This window comes from Bacillus sp. SCT118, assembly GCF_058566435.1.
On the sequence record NZ_CP191225.1, the window covers coordinates 3839829 to 3861235 of the forward strand.

Genomic DNA, 21407 nt, shown 5'->3' on the forward strand with positions numbered 1-21407 from the left:
GTATACGAGCTTCGTTTCAAAAGGTTTCAATTTTTTTATAAAATAAGTTTATCAAATTTTTGGCAGGGTGTAGATGGTAATTCGTGAATAAACTACCTTAACATATTTTTAAAATTATTATACAGACTGAACAGTTAGAAGTTGGAATGATTTTTCCAAAAGAAAAAAGACACCTTTTGATCAAAGGTGTCTGTGACTGGGCTAGCTGGATTCGAACCAACGCATGACGGAGTCAAAGTCCGTTGCCTTACCGCTTGGCTATAGCCCAATAATGGTGGAGGGGGGCAGATTCGAACTGCCGAACCCTGAGGGAGCGGATTTACAGTCCGCCGCGTTTAGCCACTTCGCTACCCCTCCACATAAAATTTTGAAAAAACAGTGCCGGCAAGAGGACTTGAACCCCCAACCTACTGATTACAAGTCAGTTGCTCTACCAATTGAGCTACACCGGCAAGATGGTGGAGGATGACGGGCTCGAACCGCCGACCCTCTGCTTGTAAGGCAGATGCTCTCCCAGCTGAGCTAATCCTCCAAATGGTGACCCGTACGGGATTCGAACCCGTGTTACCGCCGTGAAAGGGCGGTGTCTTAACCGCTTGACCAACGGGCCGTTGTGTTCTCGTCGAGCTGACAAAAGTTATTATATACAGGTCACCCCCTGTTTGTAAAGAGGAAAATTAAATTTTTTATTTTCAAACTTTTTAACTCCTTTTTTAACTGAAAAAGCCTCCCAACTAAAGCCATTTATTTTATGATAGAGACAAGCAAAGCAAGAGAGGAGAAACCAATATGATTCTAGTCAGTTCTTGCCTTGGAGGCATTGAATGCAGATATAACGGCTCTCACGCAGCGTCGGAGAAAATCAGAAAACTCGTCGATGAAAAGAAAGCAGTCATGGCTTGCCCTGAGCTTCTCGGCGACTTCTCTACCCCACGCGAACCCGCAGAAATCATAGGAGGCACCGGCGAGGATGTCCTCAATGGAACAGCGAAAATCGTGACAGCTTCAGGAGAAGACGTCACAGAACTATATATGGAAGGCGCCGCGAAAACATTGGCTTACGCAAAAGAAATCAACGCTTCTGCCGTCATATTAAAAGAAAACAGTCCATCTTGCGGAAGCGGGTTTATCTATAACGGCACATTCTCTGGCAAAAAAATCACCGGCAACGGAGTAACCGCCGCATTGTTAAAACAAGCGGGCTACCGCGTCATTTCGGAAAACGAGCTTGACGACATATTGTAAGGAGGCCACCCCATGACTCAAGACATTTCTTTATCCTTCTATAAGCCTGAACACTTGCCCGAGCTTCAATCATTCACGCTCACTAATGATGACAAACGCTTTACCTCCCTCCCGAAAGAGGTGCTGTCTCAGGCTCTGGGCATACAGGACCGATACCCGGTTGTCATCTTAAAAGACGACCTTCCAGTCGGTTTTTTCATTTTACATGCATCAAAAGAAACGCTTGCTTCCTATTCTAACAATCCATTTGCTTTACTGCTCAGCTCCCTGTCTTTAAACGCTGTGCACCACGGAAAAGGCTATGCGAAAAAAGCCATGATTTTGCTTCCCGCTTTTGTGAGCGGATATTTTCCATGGTGCGACGAAATCATCTTGGCCGTCAATCATCTGAACATACGCGCAAAACACCTTTATATGAAAAGCGGGTTCCTTGATAAAGGACGGCGAAGAATCGGGCCGCTTGGAGAACAGTTGATCCTTCATCATTTCTTATAGTCTTGAGTGAAATAAAATTTCAAAAATTTAAAAACATAGTTGAAATATCATAACAGAAATGAATATACTGAACATTGAGATATATCATTTTAAAACAGGGGGCATCCTCATGTCAGAACCATTAAACCTTCACCGTCTTACAACGGAATCACGCAATAGTCAAACAGTTGAAATCCACAAAGCAAACACTCTCGGCATCCTCAAAATGATCAACAACGAAGATATGAAAGTCGCTGCAGCCGTTCAGGAGGTTCTCCCCGACATCAAAACAGCTGTAGACTGCGCATATGAATCGTTTCAAAATGGAGGCCGGCTCATATATACAGGCGCCGGCACAAGCGGCAGACTCGGCGTCATGGATGCTGTTGAATGTCCTCCCACCTACAGCGTAAGCCCTGATCAGGTCATCGGAATCATGGCTGGAGGCCCCAAAGCCTTTTTACAGGCAGCAGAGGGCATTGAAGACAGTGAGGAAGCAGGAGGTGAAGATTTAAGAAACATACAGCTCACTTCAAATGACACCGTCATTGCCATCGCAGCAAGCGGCCGCACACCGTACGCCGCAGGCGCCCTAAGATACGCCCGCAAAGTCGGAGCACACACCATCGCCCTTACTTGCAATGAAAATTCCGCCATCAGCAAGGATGCGGATCACAGCATTGAGGTTGTCGTCGGACCTGAGGCCATTACAGGATCAACACGTATGAAAGCCGCAACCGCTCATAAAATGATTCTAAACATGATATCTACCGCTGTAATGGTCAAAATCGGCAAGGTTTACGAAAACTTGATGGTAGACGTCAACGTCAGCAACAAAAAACTAAAAGAACGCGCCATCAGCATCATCCAAAGCCTTACAAATGCTTCATACGACACAGCCAGGCACACCCTGGAACAAGCCGATCATCACGTCAAAACAGCAATCGTCATGCTCAAAACAAGCACAGATCAGAAACAAGCAAAGACATTACTCGATGAAGCAAACGGTTTCATTGACAAAGCAATCGAACATTACCATCCATGATAAGGAGAGAACTAGAATGGCCACAGGCGGTTTAGCGATCATCCAATCAATGAAGCATAAGCTCCCTCCATCCGAGCGCAAACTTGCAGATTATATCCTAGCCCATCCTCACAAAGCAATCGAAAGCACCGTCAACGAAATTAGCGCCTTAGCCAATTCAAGTGACGCTGCCGTCATCAGGCTCTGCAAATCACTCGGTTTAAAAGGATTTCAAGATTTAAAAATGAGAGTAGCGGGCGATCTGGCAAAGCCAACTTTTCAGGGCTACCGGGATATTGTTCCCCACGAGCCGCTGCCCTCCATTTCCGAAAAAACGGCCGGCAATGCCATTCAAGCCATTCAGGATACTTCAGACCTGATGGACTACAAAGAGCTTGAACGAGCGGTTTCTCTGCTTCTCAAAGCTCATACCGTGCATTTTATCGGCCTCGGGGCTTCCGGCATTGTCGCCAAGGACGCCCAGCAAAAGTGGCTTCGCATTCATAAACAAGCAACCGCGTTTACAGACACTCATCTTGTGGCATCTTTAATCGCAAATGCAGATAAAGACGACATCGTATTCGCCATTTCGTTTTCAGGAGAGACACAGGAAATCATTGAACTGTTCGCCATGGCCAAGGAAAAAGGCATCACAACGATCAGCCTCACACAATTCAGTCAGACATCCGTCTCCGCACTGGCTGATGTCCCTTTGTATACAGCCCATTCCAATGAAGCCTTGATTCGAAGTGCAGCCACTTCCTCCCGCCTCGCCCAGCTTTTTATAATTGATGTTTTGTTTTTAGGCATGGCGGCTGAGCAGTATGAAACGACAACCGGTTATATCGATAAAACGAGAGCAGCCATACAATCTATGAGAATAAAATAAGGCATCTTGAAGGGGAGGGGTTTTAATGAGCAAAGAAAATAACTACCATCATCTCGCACAGAAAATCCTTGAGCTATGCGGAGGAAAATCCAATATTTCTTCATATACGCATTGCATGACACGCCTGCGCATTACGCCTTACGATGAAAGCAAAGCGGATGCTCAGGCTTTAAGAAAGCTTGACGGCGTATTGGGGGTCGTTGAAGCTGAAACCTTACAAATTATCCTCGGCACAGGAGTCGTCAATCATGTTACAGCTGCTTTCTCAAAGCTCGTGTCAGCAGCAGAAGAAAGTGCCGATGTCAAAGAAGCAGCGGCCAAAAAGAAAGCCGATATCAATCGAAAAAACGCCACTCCTTTTAAACTTTTCTTACGTAAAATTGCCAGCATTTTTATCCCTCTTATTCCCGCTCTAGTCGCTTCCGGTTTAATTACTGGGATTACCAAAGCAATTATTCAAGCAGGCTGGCTCTCTGCAGACTCACAAATTGCGGTTATCCTGACAGTCATCGGATCAGGGCTGTTCACTTATCTCGGCATTCTCGTTGGTATTAACGCTTCGAAAGAATTTGGCGGGACACCCGCACTTGGGGCTTTGGCCGGGATCTTGATTATCAATCCGGAGATCGCAAAAATCAGTTTATTTGGAGAAGAGCTTCTCCCGGGCAGGGGAGGTCTGATCGGCGTCCTTTTCGCAGCCATATTCATTGCTTACACCGAACAATTTATTCGCCGTTTTATTCCTCAATCACTCGATATCATTGTCACACCCACCGTTTCACTGTTAATCACCGGAATCGTAACGTATGTCGTATTTATGCCTTTAGGCGGATTCATTTCTGATGCCATTACATCCGGCCTACTGTCCATCCTGGACATCGGCGGCATCGCTGCGGGCTTTATTCTGGGCGCAACCTTCCTTCCTCTCGTCGTAACCGGACTGCATCAAGGCTTGACGCCTGTGCACATGGAACTAATCAATTCAATTGGCAATGACCCTCTGCTCCCTATTTTGGCTATGGGAGGTGCAGGACAGGTAGGCGCGGCCTTTGCCGTCTTCGTGAAGACGAAAAAAACAACACTGAGGAAAGCAATCGCCGGCGGGCTTCCATCGGGACTGCTCGGCATTGGTGAACCGCTTATTTTCGGAGTGACGCTGCCGCTTGGCCGTCCGTTTTTAACAGCATGTTTAGGAGCTGGAATCGGCGGCGCCTTTCAAGCTTATTTTCAAGTAGCCACCATTGCGATTGGTGTCTCCGGACTGCCGCTTTCCTTTCTAGTCCTGCCTTCGCAAATCATTTTGTATATCATTGGGCTCTTTATTTCCTACGCGGCCGGCTTTTTATTAACCTATGCATTCGGATATAAAGATGAAATGGCTTCACAGTTCGATTAAATTGTTTCTGTATTAGGGATAGTAAACGGGATAGAAGCACAGAAAGGGGCTAGCCTGTGAAAACAAAGACACTGTTCATATTCAGTGCCATTTTAACCCTATCGATATTCGCGCCAAATGAAACCTTCGCACAAACAGCAGACAACTTGGTTGAGCCGAAAACCATAAATGCAGAAACTGCACAATTCTCGACGAAGAAGCTAAGGAAGGTAGATCAGATGATAGAACGGGATATTGCAGCAGGATTTCCAGGCGCCGTTCTTGTGGTGGTGAAGGATGGACGCATCATAAAAAAAGCAGCATACGGCTACAGTAAAAAGTACGAAGGATCAGAACTACTGCGCCGTCCGGCCAAAATGAAAACCCGCACGATGTTTGACTTAGCCTCAAATACAAAAATGTACGCAACAAATTTTGCATTGCAGCGCTTAGTCAGCCAAGGAAAACTTGACGTCTATGAAAAAGTTTCTGCATATTTGCCGGGTTTCAAGGATCAGCCGGGTGACCTCATAAAAGGAAAAGACAAGATACGTGTCATCGATGTCCTCCAGCACCAATCAGGGCTCCCATCAAGCTTTTACTTTTACACGCCGGAAAAAGCCGGCAAGTACTATTCCCAGGAACGGGACAAAACGATTGAATATTTGACGAAAATTCCACTCGATTATCAAACTGGGACAAAGCACGTATACAGTGACATTGGATATATGCTACTCGGATGTATTGTCGAAAAACTCACCGGCAAACCGCTTGATGTCTACACGGAGCAAGAGCTCTACAAACCGCTCAGGCTGAAGCATACCTTGTACAATCCGCTGCAAAAGGGCTTTAAACCGAAACAGTTCGCAGCTACTGAACGCATGGGCAATACACGTGACGGCGTTATTCAATTCCCTAACATCCGCACAAACTCGCTGCAAGGAGAAGTGCATGACGAAAAAGCGTTTTACTCAATGGATGGCGTGTCTGGGCATGCCGGATTGTTCTCAAATGCAGATGATATGGCCATACTGCTGCAAGTCATGTTAAACAAAGGTTCATACCGAAATATTTCTTTATTTGATCAGAAAACAGCCGACCTGTTTACAGCACCTTCAGCAACAGATCCGACATTCGCTCTTGGCTGGAGGCGGAACGGAAGTAAAAGCATGGAATGGATGTTTGGCCCTCATGCCAGTGAAAATGCTTACGGGCATACCGGCTGGACAGGGACAGTTACAATTATTGATCCAGCATACAATTTAGGCATCGCATTGTTAACAAATAAAAAGCATACACCAGTTATTGATCCGGAAGAAAATCCAAACGTCTTTGAGGGTGATCAATTTGCAACAGGCAGTTATGGAAGTGTCATAACCGCGATTTATGAAGCGATGGAATGAATGATTAGACGATAGGAGGAAGTTTCTATGAGACCTGTCTTTCCGCTTATCCTTTCAGCCGTTCTCTTTATTTCATGCTTTTTCGGGGCCAGACAGACAGAAGCCTCTGCATCCAAACGTGCAATCGATGCCAATCAGATTGTCAATCGTATGTCGTTAGACGAAAAACTCGGCCAGATGCTGATGCCTGATTTTAGAAACTGGCAAAAGGAAGGCGAGTCCTCTCCGCAAGCCCTTACAGAAATGAATGATGAAGTCGCCAGCCTCGTCAAGAAATATCAATTCGGAGGCATCATCCTTTTTGCAGAAAATGTAAAAACAACAAAACAAACTGTCCAACTGACAGACGATTACCAAAAGGCAAGTCCAAAAATCCCGCTCATGCTGAGTATTGATCAGGAAGGCGGCATTGTAACGAGGTTAGGGGAAGGCACTAATTTCCCAGGGAATATGGCGCTGGGCGCAGCCAGAAGCAGAATCAATGCGTATCAGACCGGCAGCATCATCGGGAAAGAGCTCTCTGCCTTAGGCATCAATACAGATTTCAGCCCTGTCGTGGACATTAACAATAATCCTGATAATCCTGTAATCGGCGTACGGTCATTCAGCTCCAATCGAGAACTGACATCACGCCTCGGTTTATACACGATGAAAGGGTTGCAGCGGCAGGATATCGCGTCTGCCCTCAAACATTTCCCGGGACATGGAGACACGGACGTTGACAGCCATTATGGACTGCCGCTCGTTTCCCATGGCCAAGAACGGCTTCGTGAGGTCGAGCTTTATCCTTTTCAAAAAGCAATTGATGCCGGTGCTGATATGGTAATGACAGCCCATGTTCAATTCCCTGCCTTCGACGACACCACATACAAAAGCAAACTCGATGGATCGGACATTCTGGTTCCAGCTACACTTTCAAAAAAAGTGATGACAGGTCTTCTTCGTCAGGAAATGGGCTTTAATGGTGTGATCGTTACCGATGCGCTCAATATGAAGGCAATCGCAGATCATTTCGGACAGGAAGAGGCTGTGGTCATGGCCGTAAAAGCTGGTGTCGATATTGCATTAATGCCAGCCTCAGTTACTTCAATGAAAGAAGAACAGAAATTCGCACGTGTTATTCAAGCTTTGAAAGAAGCCGTGAAAAACGGGGATATTCCTGAACAACAAATCAACAAATCAGTTGAAAGAATCATTTCCCTGAAAATAAAACGCGGCATGTATCCAGCGCGAAACAGCGACAGTACAAAAGAAAAAATAGCCAAAGCCAAAAAAATCGTAGGAAGCAAGCAGCACCTGAAAGCAGAGAAAAAAATAGCTGAAAAAGCAGTAACTGTATTAAAAAATGAACAGCACACTTTGCCGTTCAAGCCCAAAAAAGGCAGCCGAATCTTAATTGTGGCACCTTACGAAGAACAAACTGCTTCAATCGAACAAACCATTCACGATCTCATCAAGCGAAAGAAAATCAAATCCGTATCCCTCAGCAAAATGAATTTTGCCAATCAAGTATTTAATGCCGAGCATGCAAAACAAGTAAAAAAGGCTCATTATATCATAACCGGCTCCTATGTCGTCAAAAATGACCCTGTCGTCAACGACGGTGTCATCGACGACACAATATCAGATTCAAGCAAATGGGCCACCGTGTTTCCGAGAGCTGTCATGAAAGCCGCACTGCAGCACAACAAACCATTTGTCTTAATGAGCCTGCGCAACCCCTATGATGCCGCCAATTTCGAAGAAGCAAAGGCACTGATTGCAGTCTATGGCTTTAAAGGATACGCAAATGGCCGTTATCTTCAACCTAATATTCCGGCCGGAGTGATGGCGATATTCGGCCAGGCAAAACCTAAAGGCACACTTCCAGTTGACATCCCATCAGTCACGAACCCGGGGGACACCCTTTATCCATATGGCTACGGATTAAATATCAAAACGGGAAAACCGCTTTAATAAGGAGGGACACATGAGAAAAACAATATTCGCTTTTCTGACAGGGCTCATGATGTTCGGAACGATAACCGCTGCCTCTTCTTCACCCGATCCAAAGAATCAAACGGCTAAAAAGCTTAAAGTCCAAACTGGTATAGACACGCTCTTGCCAGACTATAAAAAACAGCTCAAGGGAAAACGTATCGGACTGATCACCAATCCAACCGGAGTAAACGCATCTCTGAAAAGCAGTGTCGATATTCTTTACGAGAACCCGGATATCAAACTGACAGCTTTATTCGGCCCTGAACACGGCGTCCGCGGTGACGCCCAGGCTGGAGACGAAGTAGGCTCTTACATTGACGAAAAAACCGGGGTTCCCGTATACAGCCTCTACGGAAAAACGAAAAAACCGACTCCAGAAATGCTGAAAAATGTCGATATTCTAATGTTTGACATTCAGGATGTCGGGACCCGTTTCTACACGTACATTTATACAATGGCATACGCAATGGAAGCCGCTAAAGAAAACGGCATTCCATTTATGGTGCTGGACCGTCCGAATCCTCAAGGCGGGAATCATATTGAAGGGCCAATCTTAGAACCTGAATACGCCTCATTTGTCGGATTGTATCCCATTCCATTGAAGCATGGGATGACGATAGGCGAATTGGCTTTACTGTTCAACAAAGAATTTGATATTGATGCCGATCTTACAGTGGTAAAAATGAAACACTGGAAACGAAAAATGGATTTTGACGATACCCGATTGCCTTTCGTCCTCCCTTCGCCTAACATGCCGACGGTGGAAAGCACATTTGTTTATCCTGCAACCGGGCTGATTGAAGGAACAAATATATCCGAAGGGCGAGGGACAACAAAGCCATTCGAATTGATCGGAGCTCCCTTTATCAAAAGCACAGAACTTGAAGAAACATTAAACAGCCTCCATTTGCCGGGCGTTACATTTAGGGCAGCATCCTTCACACCCACGTTTTCTAAACATCAAGGAACACTTTGCCACGGTGTGCAGCTCTATGTGACAGACAGAGATAAGTTTGAAGCCGTTAAAACAGGTCTTTCAGTCATTAAAACCATACACGATCTCTATCCTGAGGATTTTGAGTTCCTGTCAACAGGTTCATTTAATAAACTGGCAGGCAACGGCTGGATCAGGACAAAAATTAAAAATGGAACTTCGATTGAGGACATCATAAACAGCTATGAAAAAACACTCCAACAATTCAACAAAACAAGAAAAAAATATCTCATTTATTAGAACGTGAGCATTGTATGTTACACGTGTAACATATTCTTATCGAACGAAAGACCCTTACTTTTACACACGAGTAAGGGTTTTTTCATACTAAAAACCCACACGCTTTATATAGGAAAACTTTCATTTATTTGGTACAATTTTTATTGAAAATGATTATCAATTGAACGTTTCTGAAAAGGTGGTCTACTCGTGCAAAATGCAGTGATTTATCAACCGGTACAAATTGAATATCTAAAAAAGACAAGTGATCTCTTCTCAGAACAGCAATTAGCCGATTCATTCGTGCTGATTTTTCATTTAAAAGGAAACGGCTATATTTCGATCGGAACAAACACCAATCCTCTGCAAAAAAAGACACTTTATGTTTGTCCGCCTAACGAGACCTTTGGCTTTACGCCAGCAGCCGATGGACATATAGAAGCCTGTCTAATCAGGCTTCAAAGCTATATCAAGGAAACCGGACAAGATATTTTCACACCGTGCATAGAATCGGAATTAGCCAACCTGAAGCTTATGAATGTTTCACATATCGAGAATCTTGCAGTCCGGCTTCAAGAACTTGCCGCACTATGGAATGAATCGTCTCAGCTTTCTCAGCTAAAATGTGTGATTGAAGTACAAAGCCTGATTTATGACCTCTTTACTGCCAGTTTATCTGATCAAACGGATACACATTCAGCAATCGAAAAAACAAAACACTATATCGAAACCCATGCCGATACAAAAATCACGCTTGCCCAGCTGTCGCAAATGGCAGGAATCAGTGCCAAACACTACAGTGAAAGCTTTAAAAAATGGACAGGACAGAGCGTAACAGAATTTATTACGAAAACACGAATCACAAAGGCAAAACGGCTCATGGCAAAATCAAACTGCAAATTGAAAGAAATTGCACACCAAACCGGTTATCAAGATGAATTTTATTTCAGCAGAATCTTTAAAAAACATACAGGCTGTTCACCTACAAGCTATATGAAAAAACGCCGAAAGAAAATCGCCGCATACGGAAGGGGCACAATGGGACATCTCATCCCTCTTCACCACATACCTTTTGCGGCCGCTCTGCATCCGAAATGGACGTCTTACTACTATCAGCATTATTCGACAGATATACCTGTCCAGCTCAGTGCATACCGGTTTAATGAAAAGTGGGAAGAAAACCTGTACACGTTATCACAGGCAGAACCAGATGTGATTGTCAGCACGGATTCTATTTCTCCAGAAGAACAAGATCGCCTGAATCGCATCGCAGAAGTCATGTACCTTCCTTCAGAAGAAAGCTGGAGAACCCACTTTCTGCAAACTGCCTCATTTTTAAAGGAGGAGTCCGAAGCAGAAAAGTGGCTAGCGGATTATGACCAGCAGACAACAGCCGCCAAAAAAACACTTCAGCACGTTCAAGGGCTGCGTTTTCTCTTTTTGAGGCTGCATAAGCAAAACTTCTATCTGGCACATAACCGAAGTGTCCGCGAAGTTTTCTTTGGGGATTTAGGATTCAGCTCGGCAACAACGGCTGACACACCTTCAGAACAAGCGATTTCGTTAGAAAATATCGCAAATTACCAAGCTGACTGTATGATGCTTTTTCTTTTTAAAGAGCCGGAGACCATAGCTTACTACCAGCAATTACAGCAGACAGAAGCATGGCAAAACCTAAGCGCGGTACGGAATAACCGTGTTTATCTTCTATCCCTTGACCCGTGGAATGAATACTCAGCTTGCGGGCATGAACGAATCGTTCAGCAAACTGTTTCTTTATTATCCGGAGATTGTCCATGATAAATCAGGAATTTGTCCATGGTGTTATATCTGTTCATTCTCTATAATTCCAATTGATAATAGTTATCAATTGAACAGGAGGCTCTATAGATGAAAAAGATATCTCTTACCTTATTAATCTTGCTTCTCGCTCTGACGGCGGCAGCTTGCGGCAGCAAAAATGAATCAACTGCCAGCAAGGCAAGCGGCACAGCATCTGAGAAGAAGAAAATTGAATACCTTGATAAATCATATGAAGTAACTGTACCGACAGACAAAATCGCCATTACGGGAAGCGTTGAATCAATGGAAGACGCGAAATTGCTTGACGTTCATCCGCAAGGCGCAATTTCATTCTCCGGCAAATTCCCTGATATGTTCAAAGACATCACTGATAAAGCCAAACCAACCGGAGAAAAAATGGAGCCAAATATTGAAAAGATTCTTGAAATGAAGCCAGATGTTATCCTTGCTTCAACAAAGTTTCCGGAAAAAACGCTTCAAAAAATCAGCACAGCAGGCACAACGATCCCAGTTTCTCATATCTCTTCAAACTGGAAGGAAAACATGATGCTGCTTGCCCAGCTGACTGGAAAAGAGAAAAAAGCAAAGAAAATTATTGCAGACTATGAACAGGATCTAAAAGAAACAAAAACAAAAATCAACGATAAAGCGAAAGATTCAAAAGCGCTTGTCATCAGAATCAGACAAGGCAACATTTATATTTACCCTGAACAGGTGTATTTCAACTCCACACTATACGGTGATTTAGGCCTTAAGGCGCCGAACGAAGTAAAAGCTGCAAAAGCGCAAGAGCTGATTTCATTAGAAAAATTAAGTGAAATGAACCCGGACCATATTTTCGTCCAATTTTCTGATGATGAAAATGCAGACAAACCTGATGCCTTAAAAGATTTAGAGAAAAATCCAATCTGGAAAAGCCTTAAAGCAGTCAAAGAAGACCATGTGTATGTCAACTCAGTGGACCCTCTCGCACAAGGCGGCACAGCTTGGAGCAAAGTCCGTTTCCTGAAAGCGGCTGCTGAAAAATTGACACAAAACTAATTCAGAGTAGGTTTTTGTATGTATTCAAAACAGTGGACACGTATCATATTGATTACTTCTCCATTCGCTATAGCGCTGTCACTTTTGCTTTCAATCCTTTATGGGGCAAAGCATCTTAGCACAGATATTGTTTTTACATCTCTTATTCATTTCGATCCGGGAAACACAGACCATCAAATTATATGGCATTCCCGGATTCCAAGGGCTGCCGGCGCTCTGCTCATAGGGGCAGCCCTTGCTGTTTCTGGAGCGCTTATGCAGGGCATTACGCGCAATTATTTAGCTTCGCCATCCATTATGGGTGTTTCAGATGGTTCAGCGTTTATCATTACGCTTTGCATGGTTCTGCTCCCGCAATCATCTTCGATTGAAATGATGATATACTCTTTTATCGGCTCAGCGTTAGGAGCTGTGTTAGTATTCGGCCTTGCCGCCATGATGCCAAACGGATTTACCCCCGTGCAACTCGCCATCATCGGCACAGTCACAAGCATGCTGCTCAGCAGCTTATCAGCGGCCATGTCGATTTATTTTCAAATTTCTCAGGATCTCAGTTTCTGGTACAGTGCCAGACTTCATCAAATGAGTCCAGATTTCCTGAAGCTTGCCGCTCCGTTTTTTCTGATTGGCATCATAATGGCCATTTCTCTCAGCAAAAAGGTAACCGCTGTATCATTAGGGGACGACATTTCTAAAAGCCTGGGGCAAAAGAAAAAAACCATTAAAATCATGGCGATGCTTTCCGTCATCATTCTAACCGGCAGTGCCGTAGCGCTGGCCGGAAAAATTGCGTTTGTCGGGTTGGTTGTTCCGCATATCACGAGATTTCTCGTCGGCTCTGATTACAGCAGGCTGATTCCGTGCTCCTGTATTTTGGGCGGAATCTTTTTAACCCTGTGTGATCTCGCAAGCAGATTTATCAACTATCCGTTTGAAACACCGATTGAGGTCGTAACATCCATTATCGGCGTACCTTTCTTCCTTTATTTAATTAAACGAAAAGGAGGGGAGCAAAATGGCTAAAAAATATGCATTGTTCATCGCTTTGATTCTTGTTGTCAGCTATTTCAGCTTAACGAGCGGATCATTTTCTGTTCGTCCTGCTGAGCTGCTCTCCACTCTTTTTCAAATCGACCCGAATCCGCAGTATGAAATTTTGCTGTTCGATTTAAGACTGCCGCGGGTTGTCATGGCTGCTATTATTGGACTCGGTCTTGGCATTGCAGGCGGTGTTATCCAGGCCATCACGAGAAACGGGCTTGCTGATCCTGGAATTCTCGGAATCAACGCAGGGGCAGGAGCCGGCATTGTAGCGTTTATGCTCTTATTCCAAGGCCAGAAGGAAGTGACATCCATAGCGGCAGCGATGGGAATGCCGCTCTTTGGATTGATAGGCGGGCTCATCGCGGCAATCCTGATTTACATATTTGCATGGCACAGAGGCAATTTAGATTCAGGAAGAATTATTCTGGTAGGGATTGCGATCAATTCAGGATTCAGCGCCCTGTCTTTGTTTTTATCTTTAAAAATGGACCCGCAAGACTATCAAATGGCCATGGTGTGGAAAAACGGAAGCATCTGGTCTGCCAACTGGACGTATATCACAGCCGTACTCCCATGGATGCTGCTGTTTATACCGATTCTTATCGGCAAATCCCGCCTGCTCGACACCATTCGTTTTGATGAAGACACAGTCAGAAGCCTCGGCATTTCATCAAATAAAGAAAAAACCATCCTGCTCGTAGCCTGTGTAGCAATCATCAGCGCCTGTGTCTCCGTAGCGGGAAGCATGGCGTTTGTCGGCTTAATTGCTCCCCATATCTCACGGAGACTGGCTGGCGTCGAACATCGCTATATCCTGCCACTGAGCGGTTTAATCGGGATGCTTCTTGTGATAAGCGCAGACTTTGCCGGAAAACTATTTTTTCAGCCCGCAGAAGTGCCCGCAGGCATCATTTTGGCGATCCTCGGAGTTCCTTATTTCTTATATTTGCTTTTCAAGCAAAAAAAGGGGGAGAATGCTTGAAAGGATCTCTTTCAGAACACAAAGCCGGCAACAGGAGGTTCACGCTGTACCTCCCTCCTTCCTACAGCACAGACAGCGGGGGATTTCCTGCTGTTTATGTGCAGGATGGCAATTCTTTGTTTCACGACGAAATTGAATTTTTAGAAAACATGTTTCAACAGCAAAGGCTCCCTGAACTCCTGCTAATTGGTATCGAACCCGAAAACCGGCTTGATGAATACACCCCATGGCCGGCTGCATCACTCAGTGATCGGTTCACGGACTTCGGCGGAATGGGATATCACTATCTGTCTGATATAACGAACCAGTTCATTCCGCTAATCGAAGAAAACTGGAACGTCACCAGGGAACCGCAGTCAAGAGGAATGATCGGTGCCTCATTAGGCGGCCTCATCTCAATGTTCGCCTTATTAAAATATCCGTCAATGTTCGGGAAAATAGGCTCTATATCAGGTTCATACTGGTACGAGAACGCAGCGGAAACCATTCATATATCTTTTTTAAAGCCCGGCACTGCACGTGTTTTCATGTCTGTCGGGAGTGAAGAAGGCCGTGAAAAACAATCCATTCAGCGACATATGCTGAAAAAAACAAAGCAAGTTCATCAAAGTCTAAAAGAAAAAGGCTTCACTGAAGACCAGTTGTGTCTTTCAATTGAAAAAGGAGCGGTGCACCACCGCAAGTATTTCTGCAAACAGTTCATCAACGCGCTCGAATGGCTATACGGAAAAAACCGCTCAACCCTATGAGCGGTTTTTTTATGCTTTCTGCAACATTGGTTTTAATTCAAAACGATTCAGCATATAGCCAAACAAAGCAGCCAATATCTGCTGAAACAGCATGCCGATCACAACAGGAACGGCAACCTGAGACGGGAAGAACGTAACGGCAAGAACTGCGCCGGCACTAATATTCCTCATGCCTCCCGTAAATATAAGAGAGACTATTTCCTCTTGCCGCCTTTTCATCATTTTTCCGATCAGCCAAGCAGCGGCATAGCCTGTTAACGCGATAAAGAATACCGTTACAGCTATTCCTGCAAATCTCAAATCAATGGATTTGAAATAAGGAGCAATCGCTGAACTGTTAATCGCAATCACTGCCATCAAGCAAAGCTTTGAAAAAGGCGACAGCGCACTGCTCACAGACGCAGTTCTTTCTGGAGATGACATCTGATTAAACAGCATGCCCAGAAAAGAAGGAATCACGACCATTATAATCAGACCTTTCATCATTCCCCACACATCCATATGAACCTGAGCGCCGGCCAGCAATGAAAGACTCAGCGGTACGATTAGCGGTGACAGCACAGTATCAACTAGAATAATCGAAAGTGTCAAACCGACATTCCCTTTGTACATCGCTGCCCAAATCAAGCTTGTAATCCCCGTAGGAATCACAACAGCCAATGTTAAACCGGTAATCGTCAAAGGATCACCTTTAAAAATAAGATGGCCGCTGCCCCAAGCAAAAAGCGGCATGAAAATATGAAGAACGAATAGTGCAAGAATCATAGGGAGAGGGTGAGACAATGCATGTCTCAAAGATTGAAAGTTCGCGCTTAAACTGCCTGCAAACGTAATAAAAGCAAAGATCCAAGGCACAGCCCATTCATACCCATGTAAAAACTGAGACAGCAGCACGCCCAACACCACACTAGTCGGCGTCAACAGCGGCATAACCCTCCCCAATACACGGTTCAGCTTCTGAAGCATCATATGCAAGTCCCCTATTTAAAATTTCTCTTCTCTCTATTATATCAATGCTGCTTAAGTGTATGTTATATAAAAAAGCCCAGATCTCATTAATCTGGGCTTCTCTATTTTATGCCATCTGTTTCATTAGAGATTTACTCGCTTTATTCAAACCTTTTAACTCAGCTTCAATGCCTTGTTCCTTAAACTTCGCAACAATCTTATCAAGTGCGGCCGTACCAGAATCGTCCCATACGTGAGCTTCAGTTAAGTCAATCACAACCCGCTCAATATCCTCTTGATATATAAACGCATTTGCAAGATCCGTCACTGACGCAAAAAAGATTTGCCCCTTCACTTGATACGTTCTAAGCTTTTGATCCTCTGCATGAGAAACGATTTTCAGCTTCGAGATTTTTGCCACAAAGAACACGGCACTTAAAAGAACACCGACAAATACACCTTTAGATAAGTCATCCGTCACAACAACCGTAACCACAGTCACAACCATGACAATCGAGTCCGTGAGCGGCGCTTTTTTGAGACCTTTTAAGGAAGACCAATCAAATGTGCCGACAGACACCATAACCATTACAGCCACTAACGCCGCCATTGGGATTTTCACCACGACATGACTTAACACCGCAATTAAAAACATCAGAAAAGCACCGGCAACAAATGCTGACAAACGTCCGCGACCACCCGCTTTTGTATTAATGACAGATTGTCCGATCATAGCGCATCCTGCCATTCCGCCAAAGAATCCAGTCACGATATTCGCAATTCCCTGTCCGCGGCTCTCTTTATTTTTATCACTGTCCGTATCCGTCATTTCATCAATAATCTGTGCTGTCAGCAAAGATTCAAGCAACCCGACAAACGCTAAAGCAATTGAATAAGGAAAAATAATTTGCAGTGTTTCAAAGGTAAACGGAACATCAGGGATTAAGAAATGAGGCAATGAACTAGAAATATTGCCCATATCACCAACCGTCCGCACATCCACATGGAAAGTGACCGCAATAATTGTCATCACAATAATCGCCACAAGCGGAGACGGAACAGCAGTCGTAAACCTTGGCAGCACATAAATAATAACCAACGACCCGGCAAGCATCGCATACATGCTCCAAGAAGCACCTTCAAACTGGGGAAGCTGCGCAGAGAAGATAAGGATCGCCAGCGCATTCACAAAACCGATCATCACAGAACGCGGGATGAATTTCATTAATCTTGCAATTTTACTGATACCTAAAATCACCTGAATAATACCTGTCAAAATCGTAGCCGCAAATAAATACTGAAGCCCATGATCAGCAACCAGCGACACCATAACGACTGCCATTGAGCCTGTCGCAGCTGAAATCATGCCAGGTCTGCCGCCAAAAAAAGAAATAATAATGGCGATACAAAATGACGCATAAAGACCGACCATCGGATCCACACCGGCTATAATAGAAAAGCCAATCGCTTCAGGTATTAACGCTAACGCAACTAAAATGCCAGCAAGAATGTCTTTTCGGATATTCCCGAACCATTGCTGTTTTAATGTAAAACTATTATTCAAATATAACGACTCCTTTTTAGTAAAAAATAAATCCGCACCATATCTTTTGTATTGGGAGCTTTTTTTATTTTACGGGAGAAAATGAAAAGAAAAACGACCGGGGAAAAAGGGGAAACGTTGAGTATATTGTATTGAGGCAAGGAGTTGTCATACAAAGAGTATCATAATAAATTTTTATCAATTACGCAAGATGAATGCTGAAGAAAAAAATGGCTCAAATATAGTCTGAGACATTTTATCATATCCGGATGAAACCAAGAATCGTTTTAATGACAGTAATATCTTTTCTCTCATTTGGCAACCCGAGCCGGTTTCCGAACAAACGACAGGCATGCTACTCGTTGCCAATGGATTGGCGGCTCTATCCTGCCAATCGCAGTCGGATGGAGTCTGGATGAGTCTCCCGTACAACCTGCATTTTGATTATTTATGACTCTCAACAGATATAAAATAAAAAACCCAGCTCAATGAGCTGAGTTTAAGCTTGCTTGGCGGCGTCCTACTCTCACAGGGGGGAAACCCCCGACTACCATCGGCGCTGAAGAGCTTAACTTCCGTGTTCGGTATGGGAACGGGTGTGACCTCTTCGCTATCGCCACCAAACAAATTGAGAGTGTTCTCTCAAAACTAGATAACAGGTGTGACATCATTCAAAATGTGGTTAAGTCCTCGATCGATTAGTATCTGTCAGCTCCATGTGTCGCCACACTTCCACCTCAGACCTATCAACCTGATCATCTTTCAGGGATCTTACTTCCTTGCGGAATGGGAAATCTCATCTTGAGGGGGGCTTCATGCTTAGATGCTTTCAGCACTTATCCCGTCCGCACATAGCTACCCAGCGATGCCCTTGGCAGAACAACTGGTACACCAGCGGTGCGTCCATCCCGGTCCTCTCGTACTAAGGACAGCTCCTCTCAAATTTCCTGCGCCCGCGACGGATAGGGACCGAACTGTCTCACGACGTTCTGAACCCAGCTCGCGTACCGCTTTAATGGGCGAACAGCCCAACCCTTGGGACCGACTACAGCCCCAGGATGCGATGAGCCGACATCGAGGTGCCAAACCTCCCCGTCGATGTGGACTCTTGGGGGAGATAAGCCTGTTATCCCCGGGGTAGCTTTTATCCGTTGAGCGATGGCCCTTCCATGCGGAACCACCGGATCACTAAGCCCGACTTTCGTCCCTGCTCGACTTGTAGGTCTCGCAGTCAAGCTCCCTTGTGCCTTTACACTCTGCGAATGATTTCCAACCATTCTGAGGGAACCTTTGGGCGCCTCCGTTACCTTTTAGGAGGCGACCGCCCCAGTCAAACTGCCCACCTGACACTGTCTCCCCGCCCGATAAGGGCGGCGGGTTAGAAGGTCAATACAGCCAGGGTAGTATCCCACCGATGCCTCCACCGAAGCTGGCGCTCCGGTTTCCAAGGCTCCTACCTATCCTGTACAAGCTGTACCAACATTCAATATCAGGCTGCAGTAAAGCTCCACGGGGTCTTTCCGTCCTGTCGCGGGTAACCTGCATCTTCACAGGTACTATAATTTCACCGAGTCTCTCGTTGAGACAGTGCCCAGATCGTTGCGCCTTTCGTGCGGGTCGGAACTTACCCGACAAGGAATTTCGCTACCTTAGGACCGTTATAGTTACGGCCGCCGTTTACTGGGGCTTCAATTCGCACCTTCGCTTACGCTAAGCGCTCCTCTTAACCTTCCAGCACCGGGCAGGCGTCAGCCCCTATACTTCGCCTTACGGCTTCGCAGAGACCTGTGTTTTTGCTAAACAGTCGCCTGGGCCTATTCACTGCGGCTCTCTCGGGCTTGCACCCTAACAGAGCACCCCTTCTCCCGAAGTTACGGGGTCATTTTGCCGAGTTCCTTAACGAGAGTTCTCTCGATCACCTTAGGATTCTCTCCTCGCCTACCTGTGTCGGTTTGCGGTACGGGCACCTCTCACCTCGCTAGAGGCTTTTCTTGGCAGTGTGGAATCAGGAACTTCGCTACTATATTTCGCTCGCCATCACAGCTCAGCCTTATGGGAAACGGATTTGCCTATTTCCCAGCCTAACTGCTTGGACGCGGATATCCAATACCGCGCTTACCCTATCCTCCTGCGTCCCCCCATTGCTCAAATGGTGAGGAGGTGGTACAGGAATATCAACCTGTTGTCCATCGCCTACGCCTTTCGGCCTCGGCTTAGGTCCCGACTAACCCTGAGCGGACGAGCCTTCCTCAGGAAACCTTAGGCATTCGGTGGAGGGGATTCTCACCCCTCTTTCGCTACTCATACCGGCATTCTCACTTCTAAGCGCTCCACCAGTCCTTCCGGTCTGGCTTCACAGCCCTTAGAACGCTCTCCTACCACTGTTCGAAGAACAGTCCGCAGCTTCGGTGATACGTTTAGCCCCGGTACATTTTCGGCGCAGAGTCACTCGACCAGTGAGCTATTACGCACTCTTTAAATGGTGGCTGCTTCTAAGCCAACATCCTGGTTGTCTAAGCAACTCCACATCCTTTTCCACTTAACGTATACTTTGGGACCTTAGCTGGCGGTCTGGGCTGTTTCCCTTTCGACTACGGATCTTATCACTCGCAGTCTGACTCCCAAGGATAAGTCATTGGCATTCGGAGTTTGACTGAATTCGGTAACCCGGTAGGGGCCCCTAGTCCAATCAGTGCTCTACCTCCAAGACTCTTACCTTGAGGCTAGCCCTAAAGCTATTTCGGAGAGAACCAGCTATCTCCAGGTTCGATTGGCATTTCACCCCTACCCACACCTCATCCCCGCACTTTTCAACGTGCGTGGGTTCGGGCCTCCATTCAGTGTTACCTGAACTTCACCCTGGACATGGGTAGATCACCTGGTTTCGGGTCTACGACCACGTACTCATGCGCCCTATTCAGACTCGCTTTCGCTGCGGCTCCGCATCTTCTGCTTAACCTTGCACGGGATCGTAACTCGCCGGTTCATTCTACAAAAGGCACGCCATCACCCGTTAACGGGCTCTGACTACTTGTAGGCACACGGTTTCAGGATCTCTTTCACTCCCCTTCCGGGGTGCTTTTCACCTTTCCCTCACGGTACTGGTTCACTATCGGTCACTAGGGAGTATTTAGCCTTGGGAGATGGTCCTCCCGGATTCCAACGGAATTTCACGTGTTCCGCCGTACTCAGGATCCACTCAGGAGAGAACGAAGTTTTGACTACAGGGCTGTTACCTCCTATGGCGGGCCTTTCCAGACCTCTTCATCTACCTCGTTCTTTTGTAACTCCGTACAGAGTGTCCTACAACCCCAAGAGGCAAGCCTCTTGGTTTGGGCTGATCCCGTTTCGCTCGCCGCTACTCAGGGAATCGCATTTGCTTTCTCTTCCTCCGGGTACTTAGATGTTTCAGTTCCCCGGGTCTGCCTTCTCATATCCTATGAATTCAGATATGGATACCACTCCATTACGAGTGGTGGGTTTCCCCATTCGGAAATCTCCGGATCAAAGCTTGCTTACAGCTCCCCGAAGCATATCGGTGTTCGTCCCGTCCTTCATCGGCTCCTAGTGCCAAGGCATCCACCGTGCGCCCTTTCTAACTTAACCGTTAAAAAGAATCACTATGTGATATCTTGTGTTACTAATTGAATGTGATGTCTACTGTTATCTAGTTTTCAAAGAACACGTTTCGAAG

General features: G+C 45.6%; 15 protein-coding genes, 5 tRNA genes and 2 rRNA genes. 13 read left to right on the forward strand and 9 right to left on the reverse strand.

Annotated elements, in window-relative coordinates:
• Window positions 1-196: 196 nt before the first annotated feature.
• The 5 genes from ACQVGT_RS19625 to ACQVGT_RS19645 all read right to left on the reverse strand — a co-directional run bounded on the left by ACQVGT_RS19625 (window position 197) and on the right by ACQVGT_RS19645 (window position 610).
• Window positions 197-268 (reverse strand) — tRNA-Gln (locus ACQVGT_RS19625).
• Between the two features lie 4 nt (window positions 269-272).
• A tRNA-Tyr gene (locus ACQVGT_RS19630) sits at window positions 273-357 on the reverse strand.
• A 22-nt stretch (window positions 358-379) separates the two neighbouring features.
• Window positions 380-452: transfer RNA gene (locus ACQVGT_RS19635), tRNA-Thr, on the reverse strand.
• A 4-nt stretch (window positions 453-456) separates the two neighbouring features.
• Window positions 457-532, reverse strand: a tRNA-Val gene (locus tag ACQVGT_RS19640).
• A gap of 3 nt (window positions 533-535) precedes the next feature.
• A tRNA-Glu gene (locus tag ACQVGT_RS19645) sits at window positions 536-610 on the reverse strand.
• A gap of 179 nt (window positions 611-789) precedes the next feature.
• Here ACQVGT_RS19645 and ACQVGT_RS19650 point away from each other — a divergent pair.
• From ACQVGT_RS19650 to ACQVGT_RS19710, 13 genes are all read left to right on the forward strand, one after another.
• Window positions 790-1245, forward strand: coding sequence for a 2-thiouracil desulfurase family protein (locus tag ACQVGT_RS19650; RefSeq protein ID WP_015382616.1), 456 nt, complete (start codon window positions 790-792; stop codon window positions 1243-1245).
• Window positions 1246-1257: 12 nt separating this feature from the next.
• A complete protein-coding gene (locus tag ACQVGT_RS19655; protein ID WP_015382615.1) occupies window positions 1258-1740 on the forward strand; it encodes a GNAT family N-acetyltransferase in 483 nt (160 codons plus the stop codon).
• 109 nt (window positions 1741-1849) lie between these two features.
• Window positions 1850-2764, forward strand: a complete 915-nt coding sequence (murQ, locus tag ACQVGT_RS19660; protein WP_015482716.1) for an N-acetylmuramic acid 6-phosphate etherase — start codon at window positions 1850-1852, stop codon at window positions 2762-2764.
• 16 nt (window positions 2765-2780) lie between these two features.
• Window positions 2781-3632 carry a MurR/RpiR family transcriptional regulator gene (locus ACQVGT_RS19665; protein ID WP_015252968.1) on the forward strand — a complete coding sequence of 284 codons (852 nt, stop codon included), beginning with the start codon at window positions 2781-2783 and terminating at the stop codon, window positions 3630-3632.
• 25 nt (window positions 3633-3657) lie between these two features.
• Window positions 3658-5028, forward strand: coding sequence for a PTS transporter subunit EIIC (locus ACQVGT_RS19670; RefSeq protein ID WP_015482715.1), 1371 nt, complete (start codon window positions 3658-3660; stop codon window positions 5026-5028).
• A gap of 56 nt (window positions 5029-5084) precedes the next feature.
• Window positions 5085-6410 carry an N-acetylmuramoyl-L-alanine amidase gene (gene amiE / locus ACQVGT_RS19675; RefSeq protein ID WP_015482714.1) on the forward strand — a complete coding sequence of 442 codons (1326 nt, stop codon included), beginning with the start codon at window positions 5085-5087 and terminating at the stop codon, window positions 6408-6410.
• A gap of 27 nt (window positions 6411-6437) precedes the next feature.
• Window positions 6438-8366, forward strand: coding sequence for a beta-N-acetylhexosaminidase (gene nagZ / locus ACQVGT_RS19680; RefSeq protein ID WP_046340198.1), 1929 nt, complete (start codon window positions 6438-6440; stop codon window positions 8364-8366).
• A 13-nt stretch (window positions 8367-8379) separates the two neighbouring features.
• Complete coding sequence (locus tag ACQVGT_RS19685) at window positions 8380-9624, forward strand: exo-beta-N-acetylmuramidase NamZ family protein (protein WP_015382609.1); 1245 nt, start codon at window positions 8380-8382, stop codon at window positions 9622-9624.
• Window positions 9625-9813: 189 nt separating this feature from the next.
• On the forward strand, window positions 9814-11403 hold the full coding sequence (btr, locus tag ACQVGT_RS19690) for a bacillibactin transport transcriptional regulator Btr (RefSeq protein ID WP_015382608.1): 1590 nt from the start codon (window positions 9814-9816) through the stop codon (window positions 11401-11403).
• A gap of 90 nt (window positions 11404-11493) precedes the next feature.
• Window positions 11494-12447 carry an iron ABC transporter substrate-binding protein FeuA gene (feuA, locus tag ACQVGT_RS19695; protein WP_015382607.1) on the forward strand — a complete coding sequence of 318 codons (954 nt, stop codon included), beginning with the start codon at window positions 11494-11496 and terminating at the stop codon, window positions 12445-12447.
• 18 nt (window positions 12448-12465) lie between these two features.
• Window positions 12466-13470 (forward strand): FecCD family ABC transporter permease, encoded by a 1005-nt coding sequence (locus ACQVGT_RS19700; protein ID WP_003234979.1) that lies wholly within the window; start codon window positions 12466-12468, stop codon window positions 13468-13470.
• Entirely contained in the window at window positions 13463-14473 is a 1011-nt protein-coding gene (feuC, locus tag ACQVGT_RS19705; RefSeq protein WP_015382606.1) for an iron ABC transporter permease FeuC, read from the forward strand. The genes ACQVGT_RS19700 and feuC overlap by 8 nt, the downstream gene beginning before the upstream one ends.
• Entirely contained in the window at window positions 14470-15222 is a 753-nt protein-coding gene (locus ACQVGT_RS19710; RefSeq protein ID WP_015382605.1) for an alpha/beta hydrolase, read from the forward strand. The genes feuC and ACQVGT_RS19710 overlap by 4 nt, the downstream gene beginning before the upstream one ends.
• A 9-nt stretch (window positions 15223-15231) precedes the next feature.
• Here the strand turns inward: ACQVGT_RS19710 and ACQVGT_RS19715 are convergent, their stop codons facing one another.
• The 4 genes from ACQVGT_RS19715 to ACQVGT_RS19730 all read right to left on the reverse strand — a co-directional run bounded on the left by ACQVGT_RS19715 (window position 15232) and on the right by ACQVGT_RS19730 (window position 21319).
• A complete protein-coding gene (locus ACQVGT_RS19715; RefSeq protein WP_080030707.1) occupies window positions 15232-16152 on the reverse strand; it encodes a bile acid:sodium symporter family protein in 921 nt (306 codons plus the stop codon).
• Window positions 16153-16297: 145 nt separating this feature from the next.
• Window positions 16298-17734 (reverse strand): SulP family inorganic anion transporter, encoded by a 1437-nt coding sequence (locus tag ACQVGT_RS19720; RefSeq protein WP_015382603.1) that lies wholly within the window; start codon window positions 17732-17734, stop codon window positions 16298-16300.
• Window positions 17735-18220: 486 nt separating this feature from the next.
• A 5S ribosomal RNA gene (gene rrf / locus ACQVGT_RS19725) occupies window positions 18221-18337 on the reverse strand.
• A gap of 54 nt (window positions 18338-18391) precedes the next feature.
• Window positions 18392-21319: ribosomal RNA gene (locus tag ACQVGT_RS19730) — 23S ribosomal RNA — on the reverse strand.
• Window positions 21320-21407: the final 88 nt, after the last annotated feature.